The organism is Paenibacillus sp. FSL E2-0201, assembly GCF_037963325.1.
Taxonomy (GTDB): domain Bacteria; phylum Bacillota; class Bacilli; order Paenibacillales; family Paenibacillaceae; genus Paenibacillus_AQ.
This window is the reverse complement of sequence record NZ_CP150154.1, coordinates 4564044-4588886: the sequence shown is the minus strand read 5'-3', so window position 1 is coordinate 4588886 and position 24843 is coordinate 4564044. Positions and strand designations below refer to the sequence as shown.

Sequence of the window (24843 nt, the reverse complement as noted above, 5' to 3'; positions counted from 1 at the left end):
AGGGTGAAATGTAATGGTAGGACCGATAGCAGTAACCTCTTACGGTAAGCTTCAAGGACGAGAGGAGGGTGGCGTGAACGTTTGGCGTGGAATCCCTTTTGCCGCTCCGCCAGTTGGAGGGCTTCGATTTCGTGCGCCGCAGCCACCAGAAGCTTGGAGCGGAATTAGAGATGCTTCTGAATTTGGTCCAGTTAGCCATCAGCCAGCGGATAAGAAAGGTACGCGTTTCGGCGGCTTAACGCCTCGTCATGCTGAGGATTGTTTATACTTAAATGTATGGTCACCTGCGTCCCAAGTCGAGGCACTTCCTGTAATGGTCTGGATTCACGGGGGGACATTTGTGACTGGTGCGGGTAGTCAGCCACAGTTTGACGGCACTAGCTTCGCGGAGCACGGGAATGTGGTCTTGGTGACGATTAATTATCGATTGGGACCGTTTGGCTTTATGCATCTGTCTTCACTTGGTGACGGATTTGCTTCAAATCAAGGCTTGCTGGATCAAATTGCCGCACTGGAATGGGTAAAGCTTAATATTGCCGCCTTTGGAGGCGACCCGCAGCGAGTCACGGTATTCGGAGAATCAGCTGGCAGTATGAGTATCGCCGCACTATTGGCTATGCCTGCTGCGAAGGGATTATTTGCAGGGGCGATTATGCAAAGTGGAGCTGCTCAAACGTTGCCAAATCGGCAAGGAAAAGATATTGCAATAGCACTACTTACTGAACTAGGTATTTCTCCTAAGGGAGATACTAGCTTACTTAATACATTCTCAGCGGAACAAATTATTGAAGCAGCCACAAGAATGACCATTAAATTAACGGGTGGTTCAATAGGCATGTTATTTCAGCCTGTTATTGATGGGGATACGCTTCCCCAAGATCCTGCGCAGGCTGTAGCGTTAGGATCGGCGCAGGGTATCCCATTGTTGATAGGAACCAATCGAGATGAGGGTAATTTATTTTTCAGGGGAGAAACACCTGGTGCAGATTTTGATGAATCGCTCAAGGCGCTGGAGCAGATGATGGGAACTGGAAGCTTAGCGGAGGTTGCCAGTCACTATTCTTCTACATGGGAGGGCCAGGCAGAGATTCTAACGGATCTTTATTTCTGGGGAACCTCCATATCCTTAGCAGAGAATCAATTGGCCCAAGCGCCTGTCTGGATGTATCGTTTTGATGGGACAGTTCCTGGTCATCCACTGTTAAATAAGGCAGTACATGGTGCGGAAATTGCCTATGCTTTTAACAATCTGTCTCATGTAACTCGCTTGGGTGCGGAAATTACACCGGCGATGCAAAAATTGGCTGACAGTATGCATGCGGCATGGATTGCCTTTGCTCATCGAGGAAACCCAGCTACAGCTGAGCTATCATGGCCTGAGTATACGCTGGAAGAACGTGCAACTTTGATCTTTGATGAAGAGATGCGAGTAACTAAAGATCCCGATTCAGAGAAACGCAAGAGAATTGCCTCTATCTTGGTGTGAGAAGTTTGAGGGGATGAATGAGGATGAAGGTCCAAGGATTTAATCATGTGACGGTAAATGTGAGTGATTTATCACGTTCGTTGAATTTCTATACAGGTATTTTGGGTCTTCAGCTAATCCACAAGGGAAATACAGATGCCTATCTGGAATGGGGAAGCGCGTGGATTTGCCTCATCGAAAACCCTGAATTCACCAAATCCATAGATAGTGTAATTGGGATAGACCATATTGCCTTTAGCATAGCGGAGGAACATTTCGAGGAAGCTGTTCATATATTGCAAGCCCACGAAGTGCGATTGATCAGGGGACCTGTTAAACGGGGAGTTGGCTGGACGGTTAACTTTCTCGACCCAGACGGTATACAGCTGGAGCTGCATACCTCCAATCTAAGAGAACGAATGAGCGTTTGGAAATAACAAACAAGAATAAACAGACAGGGGAGCTTCTCAGCCAAGAATGGCTAATGGGCTCCCCTTTTTTTATCGACCTAAATATTCCTTGATCCCTGAAACTACGGCACTCGCTACTTTGTTCTGAAAGTCTGCGGTGTAGAGTAGGGCTTCATCCTTGGTATTACTTAAGTAACCACATTCTAATAGAATGGCAGGCATTTTAGTTTCTCTTGTTACATGATAATTCGCTTGACGAACCCCTCGATCCTGAAGACCGGTAGCGACTGAGAGATATTTATGAACAGTTTGAGCGAATAACAAGCTATCATTACGCGTGTAGTAGGTCTCTGTGCCGCTAGGATTGCTCTTACCACCCACTGGGATACTATTGGCATGAACAGAGATGAACAGATCAGCCTTTACCTTATTGGCCAGGTTAGATCTATCCTGCAGAGTCGGGTATGTATCATCACTTCGAGTGAGGACAACCTCGATATTTGGCTCTTTCTTTAGTAATTCTGCAATTTTCAATGCTGTTGGTAAGGTGAAATCTTTCTCTTTAAGCTTGTTAACACTTGAACTCCCTGGATCTTTCCCACCATGCCCTGCATCAATGACGATTACCTTCTTATCTGTGTTGCCGGTAGCTGGCGGAGGCGTTGTAACCGGCACTTCAGGTAAGGTGGTTTCAGGAGTTGTAACGCTAGTCCCATTTAGATCCACTATAATAAGTCCATCGTTAGCATTTATCAAGCTATAGCTGTTAGGGCTGTTCAGATCAATAACGATCCGGATCGTAGATGGAGAACTACTGAATAATGAATAACGAATGGTTGAGACATTAGGATATTCGGCAATCGTCAACTGTCCACTTTGGTTTTTTCCGACGGAAAGGTTCTGATGAAAGCTGTCGCCAAAGCTGGTGTTTGGTAAATCTACGACAATCCGGTCCTTATCTGTCATAGTGAATACACTAGGTGTTACACTACCGTTCACCGCGAGGATTAGTTTGTTATCGACGAAGCTAAGATTAGTGAGTGCTGTAGTCGATGTATCTCCGTCAGTTGCTGTGTTACCATTGGATCCGTTATTGGAGGGTGGGGTTACAGATGTATCTGGAACTGTAGTTTCTGCATCGCCTCCGCCAATCTCGGGTGCTGGAGAAGTTAAATATACCGTTTTGGTAACATTATCCCAACCGACAGTGGTTCCTGTCTGCTCTCCAACGAATCTTAAAGGTACGAGGGTTGTGCTACCGCTAAGAAACGGAGGGTTGTCCAATTTTACTTGTTTCCCTGAAGCTTCTGCCATCGCATTATTCACAATAAGCTTTAATGTAGTTCCTTTTTGCTCAATGATTGCAGTCTTGGTCACGTTATCCCATTTCACGGTATAACCAAGCTGCTCCGCAACGAGGCGAAGTGGAACCATCACGCTTCCATTTACAATTTGAACCTGTGCGTCTTTTGAAATCTTAAGATCATTGCCGTCTAGATTGATGTGTGTCTCTGCAGAGCCGGCATAACCAGTTCCTGGATGAACTAGCACCAACAAAAGCAGCAGTAACGCCAAAAAACCAAACTTCTTCATCTGCAATCCCTACCATCCCCGTTTCTTGGTTTCTAGCAATTCTTACTTTTTCTTCCTTTGATGCAGTTTGGGCTTATATAAATCTTAAACGACAATAGTTTCCAAAAGTTGCGCTCTTTTAGAGTGAAAAAGGGAAAAATTTCGGTATAAAATGCAAAAAGAGAGCTTTCCCAAACATTTGGGCTAGCTCTCTTCCCCTAAGAATATTTTATTTTATAGAGGTATAACCAGTTTTCTCTACCAATTCCTGACCCTCAGCAGATTGAATCCAATCTAGAAAGGGCTGGATATTTGGGTTATTACTTCCAGCTGTTACAGCATAAAACTCTGTAGCCAAAGGGTATTGTCCATTGCGAATACTCTGCTTGTCGGGCGTTACACCATCTACGGCCAGTAGTGTAATTTCCCCGCTTTGATTCATTTCTGAGGCATAGAATAAGAAGCTATAACCGAGTGCATTTTTATAATTGCGATAGCTGGAGGTTTGTTGAATGATTCCGCTCATAATATCCGCCACATCTTCCTTAGGTGGTGTCATAAGCGGAGTGTCCCCCATAAACTTTTGCAGCATCGTCTGGCTCCCACTATCCTCTGGTCGTTGAAAAGCGCGAATTCGGTTATTGGCGCCCCCTACATCTTTCCAATTGGTGATCTCACCCGCGTAAATATTTCTGAGCTGAGCGGTGGAAAGTCCAGTTACATCATTTCGTTTATTCACAAAAAATACGAATGCCTCACGACCGATCGGTGTGAGGTTCAGCTCGACACCTTTTAGTTTTGCTTGTTTCTGCTGTGCGAGAGAAGGAGCCGCAACAAAAATTATATCCGTCTCACCTTCAATTAGTCTTTTGTAAGCTTCGGGCGTGCTGCTGCAAATCACTTGGCTTTTTTGAAAATCATAGGGATTATAGCTGCCCTCAGGATAAGCAGATTGCACAAAAGCTGAATAGAGTGGGTAAAGTGCGGTTGCGCCATCCAATTTTGGTAGGTTGCTATCGATACGATATGTAGAAGGTTTATCCAAATTGACTGCTTTGGTATTCTCCGCAAAAGGTTCGTATTGTACCAGATTAACTTCTCGATCATCGACCATGGCAATACTGTTGATATATGCTTGCTTGATCTCATATCCTGCGGTTACGAGCACACTAAGTCCGAGGATGGATAACAATACAATATTGCTTGTTCTTCGGGATAACGCATTAAATATAAGGAGTACAACATAAATGGCTATCACCACAGATAAAACCGCCACAAGTGGAGTATAAAACATTAGTCCCCCGTAAAGCGCGGTAATTATCGAACCTATAAATCCTAAAAAAGCTATGACTCCGACAGCAAAAAAGGAGAACAATAACTTCGTCCAGAAGGACTCCTTCATCCAAAATGATTCTTTCATAACAACCTCCTTGTACTTATTGTTAAAGTATGGAAAAATAACATAATTTCATTATACAGTAGCTTTTTGGATGAAACAGTAGAATAATATCGAAAGAATATGTAATAAAAAGCTGTAATACATGAAAGATTTATGTATATTTTCATAAAGTACTGGACGAATGGCAAGAAGAGGTTTATTCTGAGATTGTGAAAAAAACAACGGAATACAAGATTCTCGGGGTAGGGTGAAATTCCCAACCGGCGGTAATGTTCAAAGCGAACTGAGCCCGCGACTCACTTGTTCTGCTTGCAGAGAAGTGACTGATCTGGTGTAACTCCAGAGCCGACGGTAAAGTCCGGATGGGAGAGGATCATAAGATAAAGGCGCTAGGAGTCTATCCTGTACGTCTTTATTGATAATGCCCCCGAGTCGACCTTTTATGGTGATTCGGGGGTTTTTGGTCTCTTATCGAGGGTTTGTATCGACAAGGAGAATGGAATTATGAGTAATGTAACAGCTTCATCATCAGCTAATAAGGTAAGCAGCACGTCGCCGTTACGCAGTGGGTTTTGGCTCGTTGTGTTCGGTGCAGCACTATGGGGCGTTGATCCGCTCTTTCGTATTATCCTCTTAAAATCTTTGACCTCATCGCAAATTGTTCTTTTGGAGCATGTGGTGCTTTTCTTGGCTGCTTCCCCTGTTCTTTGGCGTCACCGGGCGGAGTTAAAAGGCATTGGATTTCGCCAGATTGGAGCTTTGCTAATTGTTTCCTGGGGAGGTTCTGCCGGGGCAACCATTCTATTTACAATGGCTCTTTCCAGTGGGGACTTGAATGCAGTACTGTTGCTGCAAAAGCTTCAGCCGATATTCGCTATCGGTCTTGCAGCCTTAATTCTTAAAGAACGTCTGCCTAAAAATTTCGGAATCCTCATAACTGTGGCACTGGTAGGAACCTATCTGTTAACCTTTGGCTGGAGTATCCCATTTGGACATGTGAATAACTTTATCGGTGTTAGCAGTTTGATGGCTTTAGGAGCCGCTGCACTGTGGGGTGGATCTACAGTAATGGGTCGTTACCTGCTTGGGTCTATGAAATATGAGACAGTGACTTCCCTGAGATTTATATTGGCGCTGCCTTTGCTCTTCGTGATTACCACACTAGAAGGAGCTCCTTGGCAGATTAATGGCGGGTTTGGCGCATCTGCTGCTATTGCTATTAATTTGCTGCTACAGGCCTTGCTGCCAGGACTACTCAGTATGCTTATGTATTACAAAGGACTTAGCACTACCAAAGCTTCCTTCGCTACATTGGCTGAATTAAGCTTTCCTATGACGGGAGTAATCATTAACTGGATCGTATTCCAGCAGCTCGTCACCCTACCGCAAATTATCGGATTTGCGTTGATCTGGACCGCTTTATTCTTTATATCGAGTCAACAAACTAAACCGCAAACACTCTGAACAAACTCTCAATGAACAGATTGTACTATATAAAGGGATGACTGGAATGCCTAGAGGCTTTCAGATCATCCTTTTTTGTATGTCTTTACCTTACATTCGACTGCAAAAACTGCAGAAATGTTTCTTACGTAGCATATAGCGTAATAATTTAAGCCTTTACAATAGAGAGGGCGATAACAGTACTTAAACAGGAACTTGCCTGTCTACCTCATTTTTTAGGGAGAAATTGATCTATGCGTTCAGGAAGATTATTTGTACAATAGAGGCTATGACATTTGAGTCGGAGTGTGAAGGAAAGTGTATAGATATAATTTATTTACCAAAATCGTGAGTATCATGGTCATCATGCTAATTCCAATTACGATCCTCTACTTTTATTCCAATAAGACGACCACGGATGTGCTACGTACGGAGTTAAATACTTCGAACAGCAATCAGCTGAGTTTCTTTCAGAATCAAGTAGAGAGCAACATGGAACTATTGTCATCTTGGCCGATCCTGCTAATTCATGATCCTGATATTTTGAGCCTAAAGGATACTTATTTGAAGGGAACGCATTTGAACCTGGATGCGATAAACCTGATCAAGCGGATTCAGACCAAAATCAGTATCCAAGAAAGCTCCTCCAACTGGAAGAGTAAATTGTATCTATATTCACCGTCCATCCATCGAATGGTTTCAGAGAATGATGCAATACCCTATTCGGATGAGGATCTCAAGCGGGAAGTAAAGTCAGGCTGGCATGTTGAGAAGATCGCTGAGCAGGATGGCGACCATTTTGTATTCTCTTGGTTTTCTTTTACACCCTTTATGTCGGAGTTCTCTCCTAAAAAGGTCAATACGATTATGAAGGTGGAGTTCGATAGCCGTAACATCGAAGATATGCTGGATAAATTCAAAAGTGACGGCAGGAGAGATCCCTTTTATTATAAACAGGGTACTGGACTTATCTTTAACCGCAGTGCCGACAAGCTGCTAGCAGAAGAGTTGGTAGAAAGGCTGGAACAAGAGCAGCTGAGGCAGAGCGAGAATCGTACAGTGAACATAAAAGGTGAGTCTTACAGTGTGAACATCGTCTATTCGGATAAAATGGGCTGGTATTTAATCGACTATATGCCGTTGTCAGAAATACTGCATCCGATTCAGACCTCCAACCGCTTATTCTATTTTGCTATTGGTGCATTGTTATTAATGAGCTGTCTCGTAGCCTATCTATTATATGTCCAGGTGCAAGTGCCCGTTAGGTTGTTGGTTGGAGGTTTCCAGAGGCTGAAGCAAGGGGACTACTCAACGCGGGTGGAAATCAAAGGGAAGAATGAATTCAGCTTCCTATCCGGACGGTTTAACAGTATGGTAGAACAGATTCAGATGCTGATAGAGAACGTGTTAATGGAAAAAATTCATGTTCGAGAAGCTAGATTAAAGCAGCTTCAATCTCAGATTAATCCGCATTTCTTCTATAATTGCTTCTCATTTATTACAAGTATGGCGAAGCTCGATAATATGGGTGCTGTCGTTGGGATGTCGCATAATTTATCCCGTTATTACAGATATACGACTCGCCAGGAACGTGATTTAGTCGCTTTATCCGAAGAAACGGAATTTGTGACTCACTATCTGGAGATCCAAAAAATGAGGATGAGCAGACTTCAGTATGAAGTTCATATCCCGCAGCAAATGCGGAAAAGAGATCTTCCACCGCTGGTGCTTCAACCTTTGGTTGAGAATGCAGTGATTCATGGGATAGAGCCTGTCTCTAAAGAGGGGCTGGTGCGAATTACGGGTTCATGTAACGGAAGAGTCATGGTACTAACGGTTGATGATGACGGAAAAGGCATGACCCCAGAGGAGATTATCGAATTAGAAAATAAGCTAGGTAAGGCAATGGATGAAGAAATGGGCTGCGGGCTTTGGAATGTGCATCAGAGAATGCGGCTGCGTTTTGGTGAGGATGCAGGGTTGACTATTGCACCATCACCACTCGGTGGATTACAGGTCAAACTTCAGTGGTTATTACCGCTAACTGACAATAATACGGATGACATCTAGGAGGGAATATGATGATAGAGATATTGTTAGTCGATGATGAGCCCTATGTAACGGAAAGTCTCGCCCGCACGATTCCGTGGGACGAGATTGGTGTAAAGCAGGTACATCAGGCGGCGTCGGGTGCTGAGGCACTGGAGATCTTGGAGCAGCAGGATATAGATATCATGGTTACAGATATTTCTATGCCGGGGATGTCCGGTTTGCAATTAATTGAAACGGTAAGCGAGAGATGGGCGGATATCCGGTCGATTCTGCTGACAGGTTATTCTGATTTTCAGTACGCTAAGAAGGCGATTCAGCTGCAGGCTTTTGATTATATTTTGAAGCCAGTCAGTGATGAGGAGTTTATTAAAAGTATCTCAGGAGCGATTGAATCTCTAAAAGACGAATGGGAGGCACATGATAAATATCATTTGCTACTCTATAATCGCAAGGCCGATTACAGTGTCTTGCGGGCGAATTTGATGCATGAATTACTTCTTGGCAGAGTGCTGTCTGAGCGGACACTTGCCTTAAAGCTTAAAGAATATGAAATCTCATTCGAATCGGATGTTGAAGCGTCGATGTTATTGATTCAGCTGGGTAAACATTATGCTGCCATGGATCATCATTCGGTCTCCTTAATGGAATATGCCATCGGCAATATTGCCGAGGAGCTCTTCAAGGAGCAGTTCCATGTCTGGTTCTGCAAAGCACCACATGATTGTTTGATTTTGCTTGTGGAACTGAAGCCAGTTATCCAGCGGGAGTTAGAAAAGTCGAATAATTACGATGCAGCGAGACAACAAATCCTTAAGTCAGCGATAGCTAATTTCAGAACTAGTGTTAGCAATTATCTAAAGGGTGAGATTTCACTTATCGTAACGGAGTGGTTTGCTTTCCCCGAAGGGATGACGGCTGCCTATCGAAGTGGCCTAAGTTCTATGTATTTGACAACACATAATGAAACAGGCTCGGTACTTTATCTGGAGGACCGTCATCTTCAGGAAATGATGAGTATTAAATCGCTCGAAAGCCTTTATCGTCCGCCAACGCTCATTCATTTGCTGGAATCTAAACAATGGGATACAGCCCGGCAGAAGATCGCGGATGTGTTCCGAGATATGGAGAATGCACGCTTTTCAAGTGAGCATCTGTATGAGGTCTTTTTGTCCATTACCAATGCGTTCATGTACATTGCTCATAAAGGAGGGCAATTCATCTCGCAAATCGACCAGTATGCGTTCGACCCAATGCTGACACAGAGCATTATTGTTTCTTTTGACAAGCTGAAGGACTGGGCGTTTGATATGTTAAACAAGCTTCAAAAGGAACTCTCAGAAAGTGATCAGAATACGAAAAGTTACATTATTAAGCAGGTGCATGAGCTGGTGGGAAACCATTCTGGGCATGATCTGTCGGTCAAGACGATAGCGGATCATGTATATCTGCACCCTGTATACTTATCTAAAATTTATAAAGCAGAGACAGGAGAAGGACTCGGAGACTATATTATCCGCATGCGGATGGAACGTGCACTATATCTGCTTAAGAACACTAACAAAAAAATCTATGAAATCACTACTGAACTTGGATATCAGAATCCGCAATATTTCAGCAAAATGTTCAAAAAGCACTACAATATGACACCAAATGAATTTCGTGACGGATAGAGAGGTTGAGAAAGGTGCAGAAACCTTGTTTAAATGACGTATTCGACATCATCTCCGTTCCCTATAATTAAGTCATAACCAACACTTAAGGAATCTAAGGGGGAACAAAATGAGCGCGATGAAGAAAAAGAGATGGCTACCGCTCCTGTGTATGAGTATGCTTTTGGTAGGTAGCCTTGCAGGTTGCTCGAGCAATAATGCTGCTGATGGAAAGAATACAGCTGGTGATACGACCACAAATACAACTTCAAATTCTGAAAACGCCTACAAGGATAAATATGATCCTGAGGTAACTATTACAACAGTATGGGGTGTTGACCCTGAGCTTAAATTCAAGAACGGGGAAAGCATTGAGAATAACGTAGCTACAAAGTGGACAAAAGAAAAGTTCGGCATCAACATTAAATCACTTTGGTCCATCACTGATACGAATGGTGCATTTGGAACCAAGCTGCGCCTGTCGATGTCATCAGGTCAGGAAATGCCTGATGTTGTAACCATTGGTACAGGTGATAGCACGATTGCTCAGGATTTGATCGATTCCGGTATGTATGCTGAAGTGGGAACGTTGTTCGATAAATACGCTTCAGCTACATGGAAAGAAGCCATGGCACAGGATCCTAACGTATGGAACCAATACAGCCGCGATGGCAAAAGAATGGGTCTACCTGTACTTGATTACGCGTACAACCATGATTACATTCTTTGGATCCGCCAAGATTGGCTGGACAAGCTGAATATGCAAGCACCTAAAACGATCGATGAGCTAGAAAAAGTTATGGATGCATTCAAGAATCAGAACCCTGATGGCTTGGCACCAGATAAGGTAACACCGCTCAGTATCGGCTTTAAGACATCAATGAACACTTGGATGGGCGATCCTTCCTGGATCTTCGGTGCTTACGGAACGCTTCCACAGCAATGGAATCTTGATGCTGATGGTAAACTGGAATACGGCTCTGTAAATGCGGGAATGAAGCAAGGGCTGGAAAAAATGAAGGAATGGCTCGCAAAGGGATACATTCCTCAAGAAGCAGCACTATGGGATGAGAACAAAACAGCTGAACCAGCAGTGGCGGGTACGGCAGGTATTCTCCCAGGACCTTACTGGATGAGCGGTTGGCCGCTTCAGGATACTGTGAAGAACGCTCCGGATGCTGTATGGGCTCCAATTGAAATTCCAGCAGGACCAGATGGTAAAGTTATGCGTCACGGTACACAGTTCACCAACGGTGTAACGCTGATCAGCACTAAGATGAAAAATCCAGAAGCATTCTTTACCTATCAAAACTATCTGTTCGATAACTTCGCTGATCCAAAGCCTGGTAGCGAGCTGGATAATGGTCTCTTCGCAGGCTATGACTATGAACTGGATGCAAACGGTAAGATGATTGACAATGAAAAAATTGCTGGTGGTTATGTGAACAGCGTTCGTTATATGCTGGTTCGTGACGGTGCCCGGATTCCGGATGCCCAAATGAAAGCCCTGCTGAACCTCGCAGATGGCGGAGAACCAACCACTCGTCTGGAGAAGGATGTAGCTGTAAACTATGGTAAGGATACTCCTGCAGCTGCAAAGGTTCTGTTGGCGCAAGAGGATAAATCCTTCAAGAATATGTTCACAGGTCCTACTACTGAAACTATGAAATCGAAGATGGATTATCTGAATAAGATCGAGAACCAAACGTTTAATGAAATCATCTATGGCAATAAACCACTAGAAGCTTTCGATACCTTCGTAGCGACCTGGAAATCAGGCGGTGGAGACCAAATCACCAAAGAAGTAAATGATTGGTATGACAGCGTAAAATAATGCTCTGATAAGGGTATAAGTAGCACCATTCGGGACTGTTCCCTCGGCTTTTTATTAAGCTGTAGGAACGGTCCCTTTTTGCGTTAGGGCTACTTGAAAAGGTGTATATTAGGATCAATTTCTAAGTGGTAAAGAGATTGGTTTTGTACCATATATATTGGTTTTGCTCGCTATTTGGTGAATCCTGTCGTTGCTATAATTTGAGTATGGTTACAGAAGAACTTGACACGATATGGGGGACCAAGGATGAGAACACTTAAAAAAACATGGCCATTTCACTTAATGTTACTGCCGGCGATGATCTTCCTGATCATCTTCAGCTTTATACCGATGGGCGGAATTGTGATGGCATTTCAGGATTATAAGCCATGGCTAAAAATTTCGGGATCAGCGTGGGTTGGATTAGATAATTTCCGCTATCTATTTGAACGTAATGACAGTATGCAGGTCATTTGGAATACTTTGATTATCGCCGTTCTGAAAATGATCTTCAATCTGGCTGTGCCGTTTGTGTTCGCCATTCTATTGAATGAGATTCGCAAGGTTTATATCCAACGTACGATTCAGACATTGGTATATTTACCTCACTTCTTGTCTTGGGTCATCCTTGGCGGGATATTGCTAGATTTGCTTGCTACAGATGGTTTCGTCAATCAGATCCTCGGTAGTATGGGGATTAAGCCTATCTTTTTCTTAGGAGATAATAACTGGTTCAGGTTTACGGTCATTCTCACGGATGTATGGAAGGAATTTGGTTATAACACGATCGTCTTCCTAGCTGCTCTAGCAGGAATTAATCCTTCATTATATGAAGCTGCTGAAATAGATGGTGCAACCCGCTGGAAGCAGACACGTTTTATCACAATGCCTTCTCTACTGCCAATGGTTGTTGTTGTAGGTACTCTGGCGCTTGGAAATGTATTGAATGCAGGGTTTGACCAGATCTTTAACCTCTACAATCCGCTGGTCTATCAGAAAGGCGATATTATCGACACCTTCGTATACCGTACAGCGATTCTGAATGGTGAGATGGGCTTTGGAACAGCAATCGGACTGTTCAAGTCAGCCATTAGTATGGTATTGATCCTTGTTTCGTACAGCCTGGCTAAGAAATGGGCAGGATATCGCATTTTCTAAACTACCAAAGGAAGAGGGAGACCTATGTATTACAAAACTAGAGGTTATCGTATTTTCAACATATTCAATACTTGTTTTCTTATTCTACTCGCACTCATGTGTATTGTTCCTCTGATTCACGTATTAGCTGTATCTTTCAGTGCCAAGTCTGCGGCTGACGCCAACCTGGTGGGCCTGTGGCCAAAGCAGTTCTCTCTGGAAGCTTATAAAAAGACAATGAATAATCCGATATTCCTACACTCCATATGGGTATCCGTGCAAAGAACTGTACTCGGAACCGGACTCACACTACTGATTACTTTTTTGGCAGCGTATCCCCTATCAAAGGAAAACTCGGCCTTCAAAGGTCGGAATGTATATTCCTGGTTGTTCGTTTTCAGTATGGTGTTCAATGGTGGTCTGATTCCATTCTATATTGTTATCCAAAAGATTGGCTTAATGGATTCCTTCTGGGTACTCGTTCTGCCAGGTGCGGTGAATACATTCTTGGTCATTCTGATGCTGAACTTCTTCCGGGGCATTCCTAAAGATCTGGAGGAAGCTTCGTTAATAGACGGAGCAGGACATTTCCGAACCTTGTTCAGCATATACTTACCGATTTCATTACCATCGATTGCGACGATTGCATTGTTTAGTATGGTGTTCCATTGGAACTCCTGGTTCGATGGCCTATTGTATTTGAATAATTCCAAGCAGTTTCCGCTGGCGACCTTCCTTCAGACCGTTATCATTCAACGGGATATGAGCTCCATGAGCATTAATCCGAAGGAAATGGAATTGATCTCGCAGACAACGGTTAGAGCCGCGCAAATCTTTATCGGGGCAGCTCCAATTCTAATCGTATATCCATTCTTGCAGAAGTATTTTGTTAAAGGGATGACACTTGGTTCTGTAAAGGAGTAGGGATGATGATAACGACATTTATCAATGGAATGGACATCTCGTTTCTGGATGAAATAGAGCAGGGTGGAGGCAAGTTCCACAGTAGCTCTGTTCGGACGGCTGAGGAGGGCGAGGATTTACTCCATATCCTTAAGGACAATGGAGTAAATGCCATCCGCCTGCGGATTTGGAATGACCCTCCTGGGGGCTTTTGCAATTTGGAACGTACGCTGGTTATGGCTAAGCGAATCAAGGACGCAGGGCTTAACTTTCTTCTGGATTTTCATTATTCAGATAAATGGGCCGACCCCGCTAATCAATGGAAACCAAAAGCTTGGGAGTTACTTGATTTTAGTGGTTTGACATCTGCTGTGTACGAATATACTCGTGAAGTTCTTGAGGCGTTGCAGTCTCAAGGTACCCTTCCCGATATGGTGCAGATTGGGAATGAGATTACGCCAGGCATGTTATGGGGAGAGGGCAAGGTAGATGGAGATAGTGATACTCCGGAACAGTGGGAGCAATTCACTACGCTAGTTAAAGCGGGTATAGCGGGTGCGAAATCCGTCGATTCTGACTTGTCCATCATGATCCACATTGACCGCGGGGCTGATCATCCGACTAGCCGTAACTTTTATGATAGGTTCTTGGAGCATGGCGTTAATTTTGATGTTATCGGATTATCTTTTTACTCCTGGTGGCATGGTACTTTGGACGACTTGCAGCATAACCTGAACGAATTAGCGATGCGTTATAACAAGGATATCATTGTGGTGGAAACAGCCTATCCTTGGACGCTGAATGCACCTGAGGGTTTCTCTGTAATTGTTAATGAGGTATCCCAGCTACATGAAGCTTATCCAGCCACAGTAGAGGGTCAAGCTAACTATATGAAGGATTTCATTAGCGTAATTGAGAATACACCTAACGGAAAAGGCATCGGCTTTTATTACTGGGAGCCCGCCTGGATCCCTTCGCAAAAGGAATGGTCTGTCGGTCATGAGAATGGATGGTCCAATTTAGCTCTGTTTGATTTTGAAGGTAAGAAACTGGATTCTCTTCAATTCTAGAGAGATCATAAGGAATAACAAAAAAGACAGCTTGAGGGAAATCACCTTGAGCTGTCTTTTTGTTGATTATCAAACTCATACCTTTGAGAGGTCAGTTTCCATTCATGGAAATTGATTTCAGCCTAAAGAGTAAAATTAAGGCTTTTCTCCCATACTACCGTTATCTTGCACCGGAGCTACTTGACCACAACCTTTAGGAGGAATGCGGATGAAACAACATTCTGCTCCCGCCATCTATATACAGCTTAAGAATCGGGTGACGGTGCCCAAAGGTAAAGGTGTCACATTGGGTGATATTGCATTTCTGATTGCGGAGCCTGAGCTGAAAGAGTCGCTGGAATCTATTCTGCTAATGAAGCCAGAGCAAAGTGACGGCAATCTAATTTTGATTGATCTCTTGATGGTGATTCCCCGCATTTATGAACTGGTGCCAGAAGCGGATATTGAGCCGATCGGTGAAGGCAGAACGATTGTGCAGATTGAGAGTCCGGTGGAGAGACGTAAGCCTTCAATAGCGATGTTTGTTTTAGTGTGGCTACTGCTGTTCTTCGGGTCTGCGCTGACAATCATGAATTTCCATGCGGATGTAAACATGCAGGAGGTCCAAATCCGAATTGTGGAGATGATCACCGGTCATCGGGATGAAAATCCGGTTGTTTTTCAGATTGCATATTCTGTAGGCATCGGCTTTGGGATGGTCATTTTTTTCAACCATTTATTTAAGAAAAAGTGGAATGAGGAGCCTACACCGTTAGAAGTGGAAATGTACCTGTATCAGAAAAATATCGACCAATACGTCATCAATGAGGAGTACGGTAAAATGAGGCGCCGTGTAGAAACTCAACCAGAGAACACGGAGGAAGGAAGATGACGGCACCTATAACACTGGGATTGAATTTGCTGCTGGGTATTGCAGGTGGAATCGCTGTAGGCGGCGGTGTGATCGCTTTATTTGTGGTGCTTGACATGGTGCCCCGTCTGGCTCAATTAACCTCTTCTTACGATAAAGTACATTGGTACGAGGGTGCGATGGTAGTCGGGTCATTGGTAGGTACCGTGAGTGATTTTTGGAATTGGAAAATATCTTCAGGTCCTTTAGTTGAACTGGGTATAGGCCTATTTGACGGGATTTTTGTCGGGATGCTCGCTGCAGCATTGACCGAGGTATTAAATGTGCTGCCGATACTCGCTAAACGCTTGAATATGACACATTATCTGTTCGGGCTGTTGATGGCGATGGTAAGCGGGAAGGTCGCGGGTTCTTTGTTCGACTGGTTTGTATACCGACAGTAAACAGGGGGTTATGAAATGAGCAAGTTTATTCACAGCGGTGATTCAGTGCCGGATGATGATCATCAGGAGGAAAATGCTGCGGCTGCCGCAGCAATGAAGAATACTGCATCCGAGCTAGTTGCTGATCACACTGAAGCAGATACTGCTTCTATGGCCAGTGACATCGCAGCTGCTGATCCGAGTCAAGGACAGCAAGATGCCGAAGCATCAGATGAGCTCGGGACAGAAGAGCAAAGTGCAGAAGCATCAGCGCAGCCACAGTCTGGGCAGCAGGATGCGGAGGCGTCAGATGAGCTCGGGACAGAAGAGCAAGGTGCAGAAGCGTCAGCGCAGCCGGATTCTGGGCAGCAAGATGCGGAGGCGTCAGATGAGCTCGGAACAGAAGAGCAAAGTGCAGAAGCGTCAGCGCAGCCGGATTCTGGGCAGCAAGATGCGGAGGCGTCAGATGAGCTCGGAACAGAAGAGCAAAGTGCAGAAGCGTCAGCGCAGCCGGATTCTGGGCAGCAAGATGCGGAGGCGTCAGATGAGCTCGGAACAGAAGAGCAAAGTGCAGAAGCATCAGCGCAGCCGGATTCTGGGCAGCAAGATGCGGAGGCGTCAGATGAGCTCGGAACAGAAGAGCAAAGTGCAGAAGCGTCAACGCAGCCAGAGTCTGGGCAGCAGGATGCGGAGGCGTCAGATGAGCTCGGCAATCAGGAGCAGAATGAGCCTAGTAAAGGATTTTTTGCCAGATTATTCGGCTTAGATTCAGACTCGGAATCCGAAGATGAGGCACAAGATCAGAATGCCCAACAAGCACCAAAACCCAAGCCGACTAAAAAGCAAGCACGGCAAGAGTCACAAGACAGCACCAACCAAAAGGGAATCAGTAAACTGCAAAAGAAACGAGATAGCGAGCACTCTAACTCGTTAAAAGAGTCCGTCATTTACTGGCAAGGAAATGATGAAATTTCAACTTCCTTACAAGATACAAAACATACACTTACTGAGGTAATCGGGCTCGGAACTAGCTTTGATGTAACGTTTAGAGAGATGTCCTTTGGCGGTCATAAGACAGCTCTTCTCTGTTTAAGTGGATTTACTAATGCAGATGTAACGGATGAGATCCTAAAACGTCTGACCTATCTCACCTCTGAGAATCTGTCTACGGGTGTACTGTCTAGCTTTATGAATGAATATGTCCCTCACATCCAGGTGGAGGAGGGTAATTCGTTAAGTGAAAGTATCGAGAAGGTACTAGAAGGTTTGAGCGTACTATTCATCGAAGGTGAGAACAAGGTTATCGTCATGGATACTCGTTCTTACCCTAGTCGCAGTCCCGACGAACCTTCGATTGATCGGGTGGTACGCGGTGCACGCGATGGATTCACAGAGACTCTACTGAGTAATATTTCGCTTGTCAGAAGACGGATTCGTGATCCGGGGTTGAAATATGAGATATTTCAGGTTGGACGACGAACACAGACGGATGTCTGTGTGGCTTATATTGATGATATCGTTGATAAAACACAGGTTAGTTCTGTTATCGAAAAAATCAACAGTATTGATATCGACGGCATTCCTCTGGCAGATAAGCAATTGGAGGAGGCAATTATCGGGGGCGGTTGGAATCCATATCCTATGGTGCGTTATTCTGAACGCCCTGACGTAGTGGCCTCAAATTTATTAGAGGGACGGGTTGTAGTTTTCGTGGATACGTCACCAATCGTTATAGTTCTTCCGACTACATTTTTTGATCTCTGCCAGCATGCGGAGGAGAATCGTCAGACGCCTTTTATGGGAACGTACTTGCGGTGGGTTCGTTTCATCGGAATATTTGCTTCCATGTTCCTGCTACCGCTATGGATGTTGCTTGTCATTCATCCTGAGCTTAAGCCGCCTGTACTGGATTTTATTGGTCCCCAAAAGACGGCAAGAATTCCTCTAATTGCCCAGTTTCTTATTGTGGAGCTTGGGGTTGATTTACTGCGGATGGCCGCAGTACACACACCGACACCTTTAGGATCAGCGATGGGTCTGATAGCGGCGATATTGATTGGTGATATAGCTGTCCAGAGCGGATTGTTTGTCAACGAGGTAGTTCTATATATGGCGGTGGCTTCCATAGGTATGTTTGCGACCCCAAGTTATGAACTGGGTCTTGCGAATCGAATAGTCAGGCTTGGGTTATTGTTAGCCGTGGCGGCATTCCAGGTGCCAGGATTTATGATTGGCACGACGCTACTGACTATTTTCCTAACTACCCATCGGTCCTATAACTCCTCTTATATGTGGCCGTTTATACCTTTTAATGCAAAGGCGATGAGTGAAATTCTATTGCGAAAGCCAGTTCTAAGCTCGAAGACAAGGCCGTCTTTCAATAAAACAAGAGACAATACAAGAATGCCGCCTAATCAAAAGAATGATTAACAATCGTAGGAAAATACAAAACTACTGCAAATTAGTCCATTCAATGGAGTTCCCACTGTCTGTTATACTGAATACACTAAAGACAGGGTGGAACCTTGATATTCCACAGAAATTGGAGGACTAAAGAATGTTTCTACACGGTACTAGCCGAATTAATGATGCTGGGCATCTGGAAATCGGCGGATGTGATGTAACTGAATTGAAAGCGGAATATGGAACCCCGCTATATATACTGGACGAGCAATTGGTTAGACAACGTTGCCGGGAATATATGGATGCTTTTAAATCCTCTGGACTTGGGTTCCAAGTAGCTTACGCAAGCAAGGCGTTCTCAGTAATGGCTATGGTTCGTTTGGCTGATGAAGAAGGCTTGTCGCTTGATGTTGTATCTGATGGCGAGCTTTATACTGCTTTGCAAGCAGGCTTTCCTGCAGAACGCATTCATTTTCACGGCAACAATAAGACATCTGAAGAGATCGAAATGGCGATTGATGCCGGGATCGGTTGCTTTGTAGTTGATAATTTGGTGGAGCTTAGCCTTTTGCAGTCGATTGCATCACGTAAAGAAGTTGAGGTTAACATCTTATTACGTGTGACACCAGGTGTCGAAGCACATACGCATGAGTACATTACAACAGGTCAGACCGATTCCAAATTCGGTTTTGATATTGGAAACGGTTCTGCTTATGAAGCAGTTAAAGCGGCAGTCAGCAAAAAGAATTTAATATTGCTAGGCGTACATTCCCATATTGGTTCTCAAATTTTTGAAACGGATGGATTCCAGCTTGCTGTTGAACGTGTAGCGAGTTTTGCTCGTAGTGTTAAAGAAGGTTTGGATGTGGACTTCCGTGTAGTAAACCTAGGTGGAGGTTTCGGTATCCGTTATGTAGAGGGTGATACCCCGTTACATGTTTCTGAATATGTAGCTGCAATTACGGATGCGGTGAAGACTCATTTTGCTGGAATTTATAATGCTTTGCCTGAAATCTGGGTCGAACCGGGCCGCAGTATCGTTGGAGATGCAGGTACTACACTTTACACTGTAGGTACGAACAAGGATATTCCAGGTGTGCGTAAGTACGTTGCCGTTGACGGTGGGATGACTGATAATCCACGTCCTGCATTGTATCAATCTAAATATGAGGCATTACTTGCGAATCGTGCGAATGAAGAGGCTACAGAAACTGTATCCATCGCTGGTAAATGCTGTGAGAGCGGAGATATGCTGATTTGGGATGTAGAACTGCCTAAGGCAGAAAGTGGCGATCTGTTGGCTGTAGCCTGCACGGGTGCTTACAATTACTCCATGGCGAGCAACTACAACCGGCTTCGTCGTCCGGCTTTAGTGTTCGTTCAGAACGGACACAGCGATCTTGTAGTGCGTCGTGAAAGCTACAATGATCTTATTGCCAACGATATCGTTCCTGAGCGTATCGCTAAACAAGCCGCTGTTGCTAAGTAACAGGGACTAATGTTAGGTGGGCAAAATTGGGAAGGCATAAAGAGCAAGCAGGAATTACTCCTGCTTGCTTTGCTTTGTGCGTGGTTTCATAGTAATATAATTGAGGTATTCTAATTTTGTTAATTTTGAAAGGGGTCATTTACATATGGCAAAGCAAGCGAAAATTACTCTTGAAACAGGCGGCGTAGTGCTAATCGACTTGTTCGATCAAGATGCACCAAACACTGTAGCTAACTTTGAAAAGCTAGCAAAAGATGGTTTCTACAACGGATTGACATTCCACCGCGTTATTCCTGGTTTTGTTGCTCAAGGCGGATGTCCTAACGGAACTGGATCCGGCGGTCCAGGATATACCATCAACTGCGAAATCAATCCAAACAAACACGAGCGTGGCACACTTGCTATGGCGCATGCGGGTAAGAACACAGGCGGAAGCCAGTTCTACATCTGCTATGCTCCACAACCTCACTTGGATGGAGTACACACTGTATTCGGTAAAGTAGTTGAAGGTATGGATCTTGTTGATGCTTTCAAAGGACGCGACAAAATGACTTCGGTAGAAATCATCGAAGCTTAAGAATATTTAATTTAAAAAGGCCAGCCTTTGGATTATCGGAGGCTGGCCTTTTTCGCATTTAATTAGGAAGCCGACCAATTCGTTTACGCCTCGAATTACGCCGCTCTGGCACCCAGAAAAACACTAAATACATAAGCAGAAATACAATGAAGGCAAATAGCTCCTCAACTAGCAGGTAATAAGGATAAGGTCCGAAATAATCCATTACAGAATAAGTACTGGGCTTATGAGATAGGAACATGTAATTAGATCCTAGGATATAATTGGCGATCCAGACACACACAGCCACGACGTTAAGGCCAAGCATAGTGAACCAAAGTGATTTCCAGGTTGGTTTATAGCCCTCAATCCAGGTCATATAAAGAGAAGCAAGAATGATACCGCCATGAGCTACAAAGAACAGTAAAAATCGAAAATGAGGGAACGGATAGACCAGATTCGGTGTGAGTAAAGCAATGAATGCTCCGCCTATCCCGGCAAAATACAGAAAGGAGTAAAGTCTTCGGCTGCGTGTAATCAGCATGATAATGGATAGTAGTAACGTAATTCCGCATAGTTCGAGCGGTAATGATGAGCTGGATTGCCATACCTGCTGAGAGAGATACCATATTTGAAGTCCCGCTTCTGAGAACATAAGAATAACAATCAACAGCAAGCGTACACTTTGCCGAAGTCTCACGTCCGTGCGAATTTCGAATCTGAAACCGTAAAGTAGTAGACACACCAATGCAATGATAGACAGAGCAATCCAATGTGAAAGGGAGAACATAATAAAATCCTCTGTACGCTGTCGATCAAAGTAAGATGAAAGATGCATGAACCAACCTCCTTTGTACATAAAAATACTCTAAAAATTTACTTTGTATTTTGAATTTTTCCGTTTATGAAAATCCACAAAATGGATAGATATGTATGTATATATTCTGTCAACTCCGTCACAAAAGGAAGACTTTTCATTATTTTAACATAAGATTGGGCGATGGGCGCGGAATTACATAAGAAGCATTCGGCATGGAGTAGTGACAGAGATTAAGTTTTAAGAGGGGATCCAAAGACAAAAAACAAATTGGAAAAGGAATTGGAGGCTTTATTTCATCAACGAATCAACTCGTAAGTGAAAGATCTGAGATCATTCGAATTTGAAATGAAAAAAGCATCCGACATCTAAATGCCGGGTGCTTTTTTACGTATGTCCAAAAATGTTGGGAGGAAGTTGAAATGTACCGCGTTATTCTATGAATTAAGAAGGTAGCGTAGCCAATCACCTTCTTGTTCAACAGAAACGTTCCATCCAAGATGATCTGCAACAAAAGCAACGGGAACTAACACTTTTCCTCCTGCAAGTAGTGGAGCTGCATCCATTGCGAGAGTCTGCCCATTTACTAACGCCTCAGTATTACCAATAGTCATAGTAACGTTGTTCCCACCCGAAGTAAGTGATACAGTTTTGGTAGTTGCGTCCCAATCTATTGAAGCGTTCAAGGCTGTTCCGATTTCTTTGGCAGGTAACCATAACTCTTCATTCCCTTGGACTAGACGGGTGGTAAATGCCAGAGGTTCACCGTTTACTTGTACACTGCTACGATAGACATTGCCGTTGCTATCGATGACAGCACTTTCCGCTTGTTCTTCCAGAAGTGTGTTAAACGCTTCTATGTTGCTGGACGTTACACGATATTTCGAACTGTCCTCTCCTATAGCTTCAGCGATCCAGGTATTCACCTCACCATTGTGATGACTTAAATCTTTATACAGATCCAGATTAAACGTCCACTCGGATGTTGTCTGGAAATCATAGAGCTTCACATTGGGGTATTGCTCAAATTGCTCAAACATCCATTGCCGCATAACTAACTGATTGTTGAAACGAACGGGATTACTGGAGTACCAGGCAACCTGCCGCATTACGCTGTAAGGAGGATAGTAAAAATAGAACTGAACATCTGGATATTCCTCTAATAGAGATCGAATATACGTATTGAAATAAACCTTTACTTGAACAAGGCTTTCCTCATTCGTACCGTAATCGATCTCTTTGTCACAAGCTTTAAAATAAGACTCAGCAACGTATTGCTTGCCGAATACTACCTTATCATTCCAATTGTACAAAGTTTCTAAATCCTGTTTCGTTTGACCACTCAGCGTACTTTTGATACTTCGGAAAAATTGTTTATATACGGATGAATTAAACCAATATTTATAGTCAGTCCATAACTTACCGTCATACAGATAGTCAGGGAAATCTTCCTCTTCCTCTGCGGTAGCGAGCTTCAATGAGAAATAGTCCAACCCCCAAAGCACTTGTTGTACTTTCCCTGTCTCTAAGGCGAGTTTAGCGATTTTATAATGCTCGTCAACGGTTGAACCCTCCATAGACAACTTTAAGGTTGTTCCACCTAAGCTTGCGTCTACTTGAGACGGAAGAAAGTTTTCAGTCATGGATGTACCGATGATGATATTGTCGTATTCGTAATTTTTGGCTAAGCCTGGATTCTGGTAACGTTCTTGTTCCGACAGAAGCGGCGTATACCACGAGGGGCGATGATAGAATTGCAGCGGGTCGATCAATGCGGTTATCAGTGCTGTTACAAAAGCTAACAGAATGAAAAAAAGCATAAAATAACTTACGAATCGTTTCGATTTTGTATGAATCCCAGGAGATGTACGCATAATCAGTCCTCCATAATATTTTTTAAAAGTTAAAGTATAAAAAGGTCGTAATTCGGTTGAAGAACAGCAGCGAGAATACGATGATAAATGCCATTACAAAAGCCGTTTTCCAGCTATACTGTAAATTGCGTTTGTTCCAGATATGACGCGGATTCCAAAGAATAATTGTCAATAAGATGAGAATCAGAAGGATTGCCCATTTCAGCGTGCTTATAGACGGTAAAGATATCCCGTTAAGACCACTCATCCCTTTTAATAAACGAATCGCTTGAGACAGGTGCTCAGATCGGAACAATACCCATGTGATATTCACGAAGATGAAGGTGAGTAGCCATGAGAACCACTTGGGAAGAGTGAAGCCCCAGCGTCCCCAAATTTTCTCCACAGCTTGTCCGACACCATGCAGAAGCCCCCAGAGAATGAACATCCAACCTGCACCATGCCAAAAGCCACCAATCAGAAACGTGATCACCACATTTCGAATTGAAATCCAAAATCCTTTCCGGTTGCCCCCTAGTGGAATGTAAATATAATCTCTAAGAAAATGGCTGAGTGTAATATGCCAGCGTCTCCAGAAATCGCGAATACTTAGCGCACGGTAAGGGGCGTTGAAATTTTGAGGCAAGCGGATGTTGAACAACAATGCGATTCCGATCGCCATATCCGTGTAACCGCTGAAGTCGTAGTAGAGCTGTAAAGTATAGGAGAGGACAGCCACCCAAGAATCTATAAAATGCGCTGCGGTAGAAAATCCATTGTCAGCATAACCGGCCAGAGTATCTGCTAGGACCACTTTTTTTCCAAGACCGATACTAAATAATAAAATACCTTTTCGTACGTTGTTCCAGTTCCAGACCTTATTTCGCAGCCTATCAAACTGAGGCATCATGTCCTTGTGATGGAGGATGGGACCGGAGATCAAGTGCGGGAAAAAGGTCACAAACAGCGTGTAGTTCACAAGACTGTATTCACGCGCCTGATTTCGGTAAGCGTCAACAAGATAAGCGATTTGTGTAAATGTGAAGAAGCTTATGCCTAATGGCAAAATAAGATGGTGAAGAGGAAGATTACTTCCTGTAAGTCCGTTCCAATTCTCTATAAAAAAATCAGTGTATTTGTAATAGCCAAGTAGTAGAATATTTGCAATTAAGCTAAAGATTAGAATAGGTCGACGTCTGCCGGTAGATGCGGTATGAATGAAATGACCCATTGCGTAGTTAAACAAGATGGATAGCTGAATTAAAGGCACGTACTTTAAGTTCCAGTATCCGTAGAACACCAAAGAGGCGAGGGTCAGCCATACTTTTGCGTAGAACAAGAGACGAAAACGATTTAGAATGAAATATCCTCCTAGCACAACAGGCAGGAAACCAAACATAAAGAGATATGAATTAAATAACATAACTAACAATCCTCACTTATAGCAGATTTGGTATGGAATCACTATAAGTCACAGATCTTAAGCCTTTATGTTATGAATTCTTATCTTTTTCTTAATGGATGAGATTGTAAAAAAAAA

18 protein-coding genes, 1 pseudogene and 1 riboswitch are annotated in these 24843 nt (G+C 43.7%); of the genes and pseudogenes, 14 read left to right on the top strand and 5 right to left on the bottom strand.

Going from position 1 to position 24843, the window contains the following annotated elements; all coding sequences use genetic code 11:
- Positions 1-13: 13 nt before the first annotated feature.
- Together NSU15_RS20930 and NSU15_RS20925 are read left to right on the top strand one after the other, a co-directional pair.
- Positions 14-1486, top strand: coding sequence for a carboxylesterase/lipase family protein (locus NSU15_RS20930; RefSeq protein WP_339287445.1), 1473 nt, complete (start codon positions 14-16; stop codon positions 1484-1486).
- Between the two features lie 23 nt (positions 1487-1509).
- Positions 1510-1902 carry a VOC family protein gene (locus tag NSU15_RS20925; RefSeq protein ID WP_339287444.1) on the top strand — a complete coding sequence of 131 codons (393 nt, stop codon included), beginning with the start codon at positions 1510-1512 and terminating at the stop codon, positions 1900-1902.
- Positions 1903-1965: 63 nt separating this feature from the next.
- Here the strand turns inward: NSU15_RS20925 and NSU15_RS20920 are convergent, their stop codons facing one another.
- Both NSU15_RS20920 and NSU15_RS20915 read right to left on the bottom strand, forming a co-directional pair.
- Positions 1966-3468 (bottom strand): N-acetylmuramoyl-L-alanine amidase family protein, encoded by a 1503-nt coding sequence (locus NSU15_RS20920; RefSeq protein WP_339287443.1) that lies wholly within the window; start codon positions 3466-3468, stop codon positions 1966-1968.
- Positions 3469-3676: 208 nt separating this feature from the next.
- Positions 3677-4867 carry a substrate-binding domain-containing protein gene (locus NSU15_RS20915; RefSeq protein WP_339287442.1) on the bottom strand — a complete coding sequence of 397 codons (1191 nt, stop codon included), beginning with the start codon at positions 4865-4867 and terminating at the stop codon, positions 3677-3679.
- A gap of 208 nt (positions 4868-5075) precedes the next feature.
- Positions 5076-5224: riboswitch (FMN riboswitch) on the top strand.
- 126 nt (positions 5225-5350) lie between these two features.
- Here NSU15_RS20915 and NSU15_RS20910 point away from each other — a divergent pair.
- The 12 genes and pseudogenes from NSU15_RS20910 (at position 5351) to NSU15_RS20855 (ending at position 20654) form a co-directional block, all read left to right on the top strand.
- Complete coding sequence (locus NSU15_RS20910) at positions 5351-6310, top strand: DMT family transporter (protein WP_042129693.1); 960 nt, start codon at positions 5351-5353, stop codon at positions 6308-6310.
- A 297-nt stretch (positions 6311-6607) separates the two neighbouring features.
- On the top strand, positions 6608-8359 hold the full coding sequence (locus NSU15_RS20905) for a histidine kinase (RefSeq protein WP_076121460.1): 1752 nt from the start codon (positions 6608-6610) through the stop codon (positions 8357-8359).
- Positions 8360-8370: 11 nt separating this feature from the next.
- Positions 8371-10011 (top strand): response regulator, encoded by a 1641-nt coding sequence (locus tag NSU15_RS20900; protein WP_076121462.1) that lies wholly within the window; start codon positions 8371-8373, stop codon positions 10009-10011.
- A 109-nt stretch (positions 10012-10120) separates the two neighbouring features.
- Positions 10121-11824, top strand: coding sequence for an extracellular solute-binding protein (locus NSU15_RS20895; protein ID WP_042129687.1), 1704 nt, complete (start codon positions 10121-10123; stop codon positions 11822-11824).
- A gap of 246 nt (positions 11825-12070) precedes the next feature.
- Entirely contained in the window at positions 12071-12961 is an 891-nt protein-coding gene (locus tag NSU15_RS20890; RefSeq protein ID WP_042129685.1) for an ABC transporter permease subunit, read from the top strand.
- Between the two features lie 24 nt (positions 12962-12985).
- The gene (locus NSU15_RS20885) at positions 12986-13864 is read left to right on the top strand and encodes a carbohydrate ABC transporter permease (RefSeq protein ID WP_042129682.1); all 879 of its coding nucleotides are present in this window, start codon (positions 12986-12988) and stop codon (positions 13862-13864) included.
- Between the two features lie 2 nt (positions 13865-13866).
- Positions 13867-14913: an arabinogalactan endo-1,4-beta-galactosidase gene (locus NSU15_RS20880; RefSeq protein WP_339287441.1), complete on the top strand. Its 1047-nt coding sequence runs from the start codon at positions 13867-13869 to the stop codon at positions 14911-14913.
- Positions 14914-15121: 208 nt separating this feature from the next.
- On the top strand, positions 15122-15784 hold the full coding sequence (locus NSU15_RS20875) for a stage V sporulation protein AA (protein ID WP_339287440.1): 663 nt from the start codon (positions 15122-15124) through the stop codon (positions 15782-15784).
- A complete protein-coding gene (locus NSU15_RS20870) occupies positions 15781-16206 on the top strand; it encodes a stage V sporulation protein AB (RefSeq protein ID WP_042129676.1) in 426 nt (141 codons plus the stop codon). Before NSU15_RS20875 ends, NSU15_RS20870 begins: the two co-directional genes overlap by 4 nt.
- Before the next feature lie 870 nt (positions 16207-17076).
- Positions 17077-18615 (top strand): annotated as a pseudogene (locus NSU15_RS20865) (spore germination protein); the annotation flags it as partial.
- 127 nt (positions 18616-18742) lie between these two features.
- Positions 18743-20077, top strand: coding sequence for a diaminopimelate decarboxylase (gene lysA / locus NSU15_RS20860; protein ID WP_042129674.1), 1335 nt, complete (start codon positions 18743-18745; stop codon positions 20075-20077).
- 145 nt (positions 20078-20222) lie between these two features.
- Positions 20223-20654 carry a peptidylprolyl isomerase gene (locus tag NSU15_RS20855; protein ID WP_042129672.1) on the top strand — a complete coding sequence of 144 codons (432 nt, stop codon included), beginning with the start codon at positions 20223-20225 and terminating at the stop codon, positions 20652-20654.
- Positions 20655-20712: 58 nt separating this feature from the next.
- On the opposite strand, the gene NSU15_RS20850 is transcribed toward NSU15_RS20855, so the two are convergent.
- From NSU15_RS20850 to NSU15_RS20840, 3 genes are all read right to left on the bottom strand, one after another.
- Positions 20713-21471, bottom strand: coding sequence for a TIGR02206 family membrane protein (locus NSU15_RS20850; protein WP_042129670.1), 759 nt, complete (start codon positions 21469-21471; stop codon positions 20713-20715).
- 416 nt (positions 21472-21887) lie between these two features.
- Positions 21888-23324, bottom strand: a complete 1437-nt coding sequence (locus NSU15_RS20845) for a stalk domain-containing protein (RefSeq protein WP_339287439.1) — start codon at positions 23322-23324, stop codon at positions 21888-21890.
- 22 nt (positions 23325-23346) lie between these two features.
- Positions 23347-24726 carry an MBOAT family O-acyltransferase gene (locus NSU15_RS20840; protein WP_076119800.1) on the bottom strand — a complete coding sequence of 460 codons (1380 nt, stop codon included), beginning with the start codon at positions 24724-24726 and terminating at the stop codon, positions 23347-23349.
- Between the last annotated feature and the right edge of the window lie 117 nt (positions 24727-24843).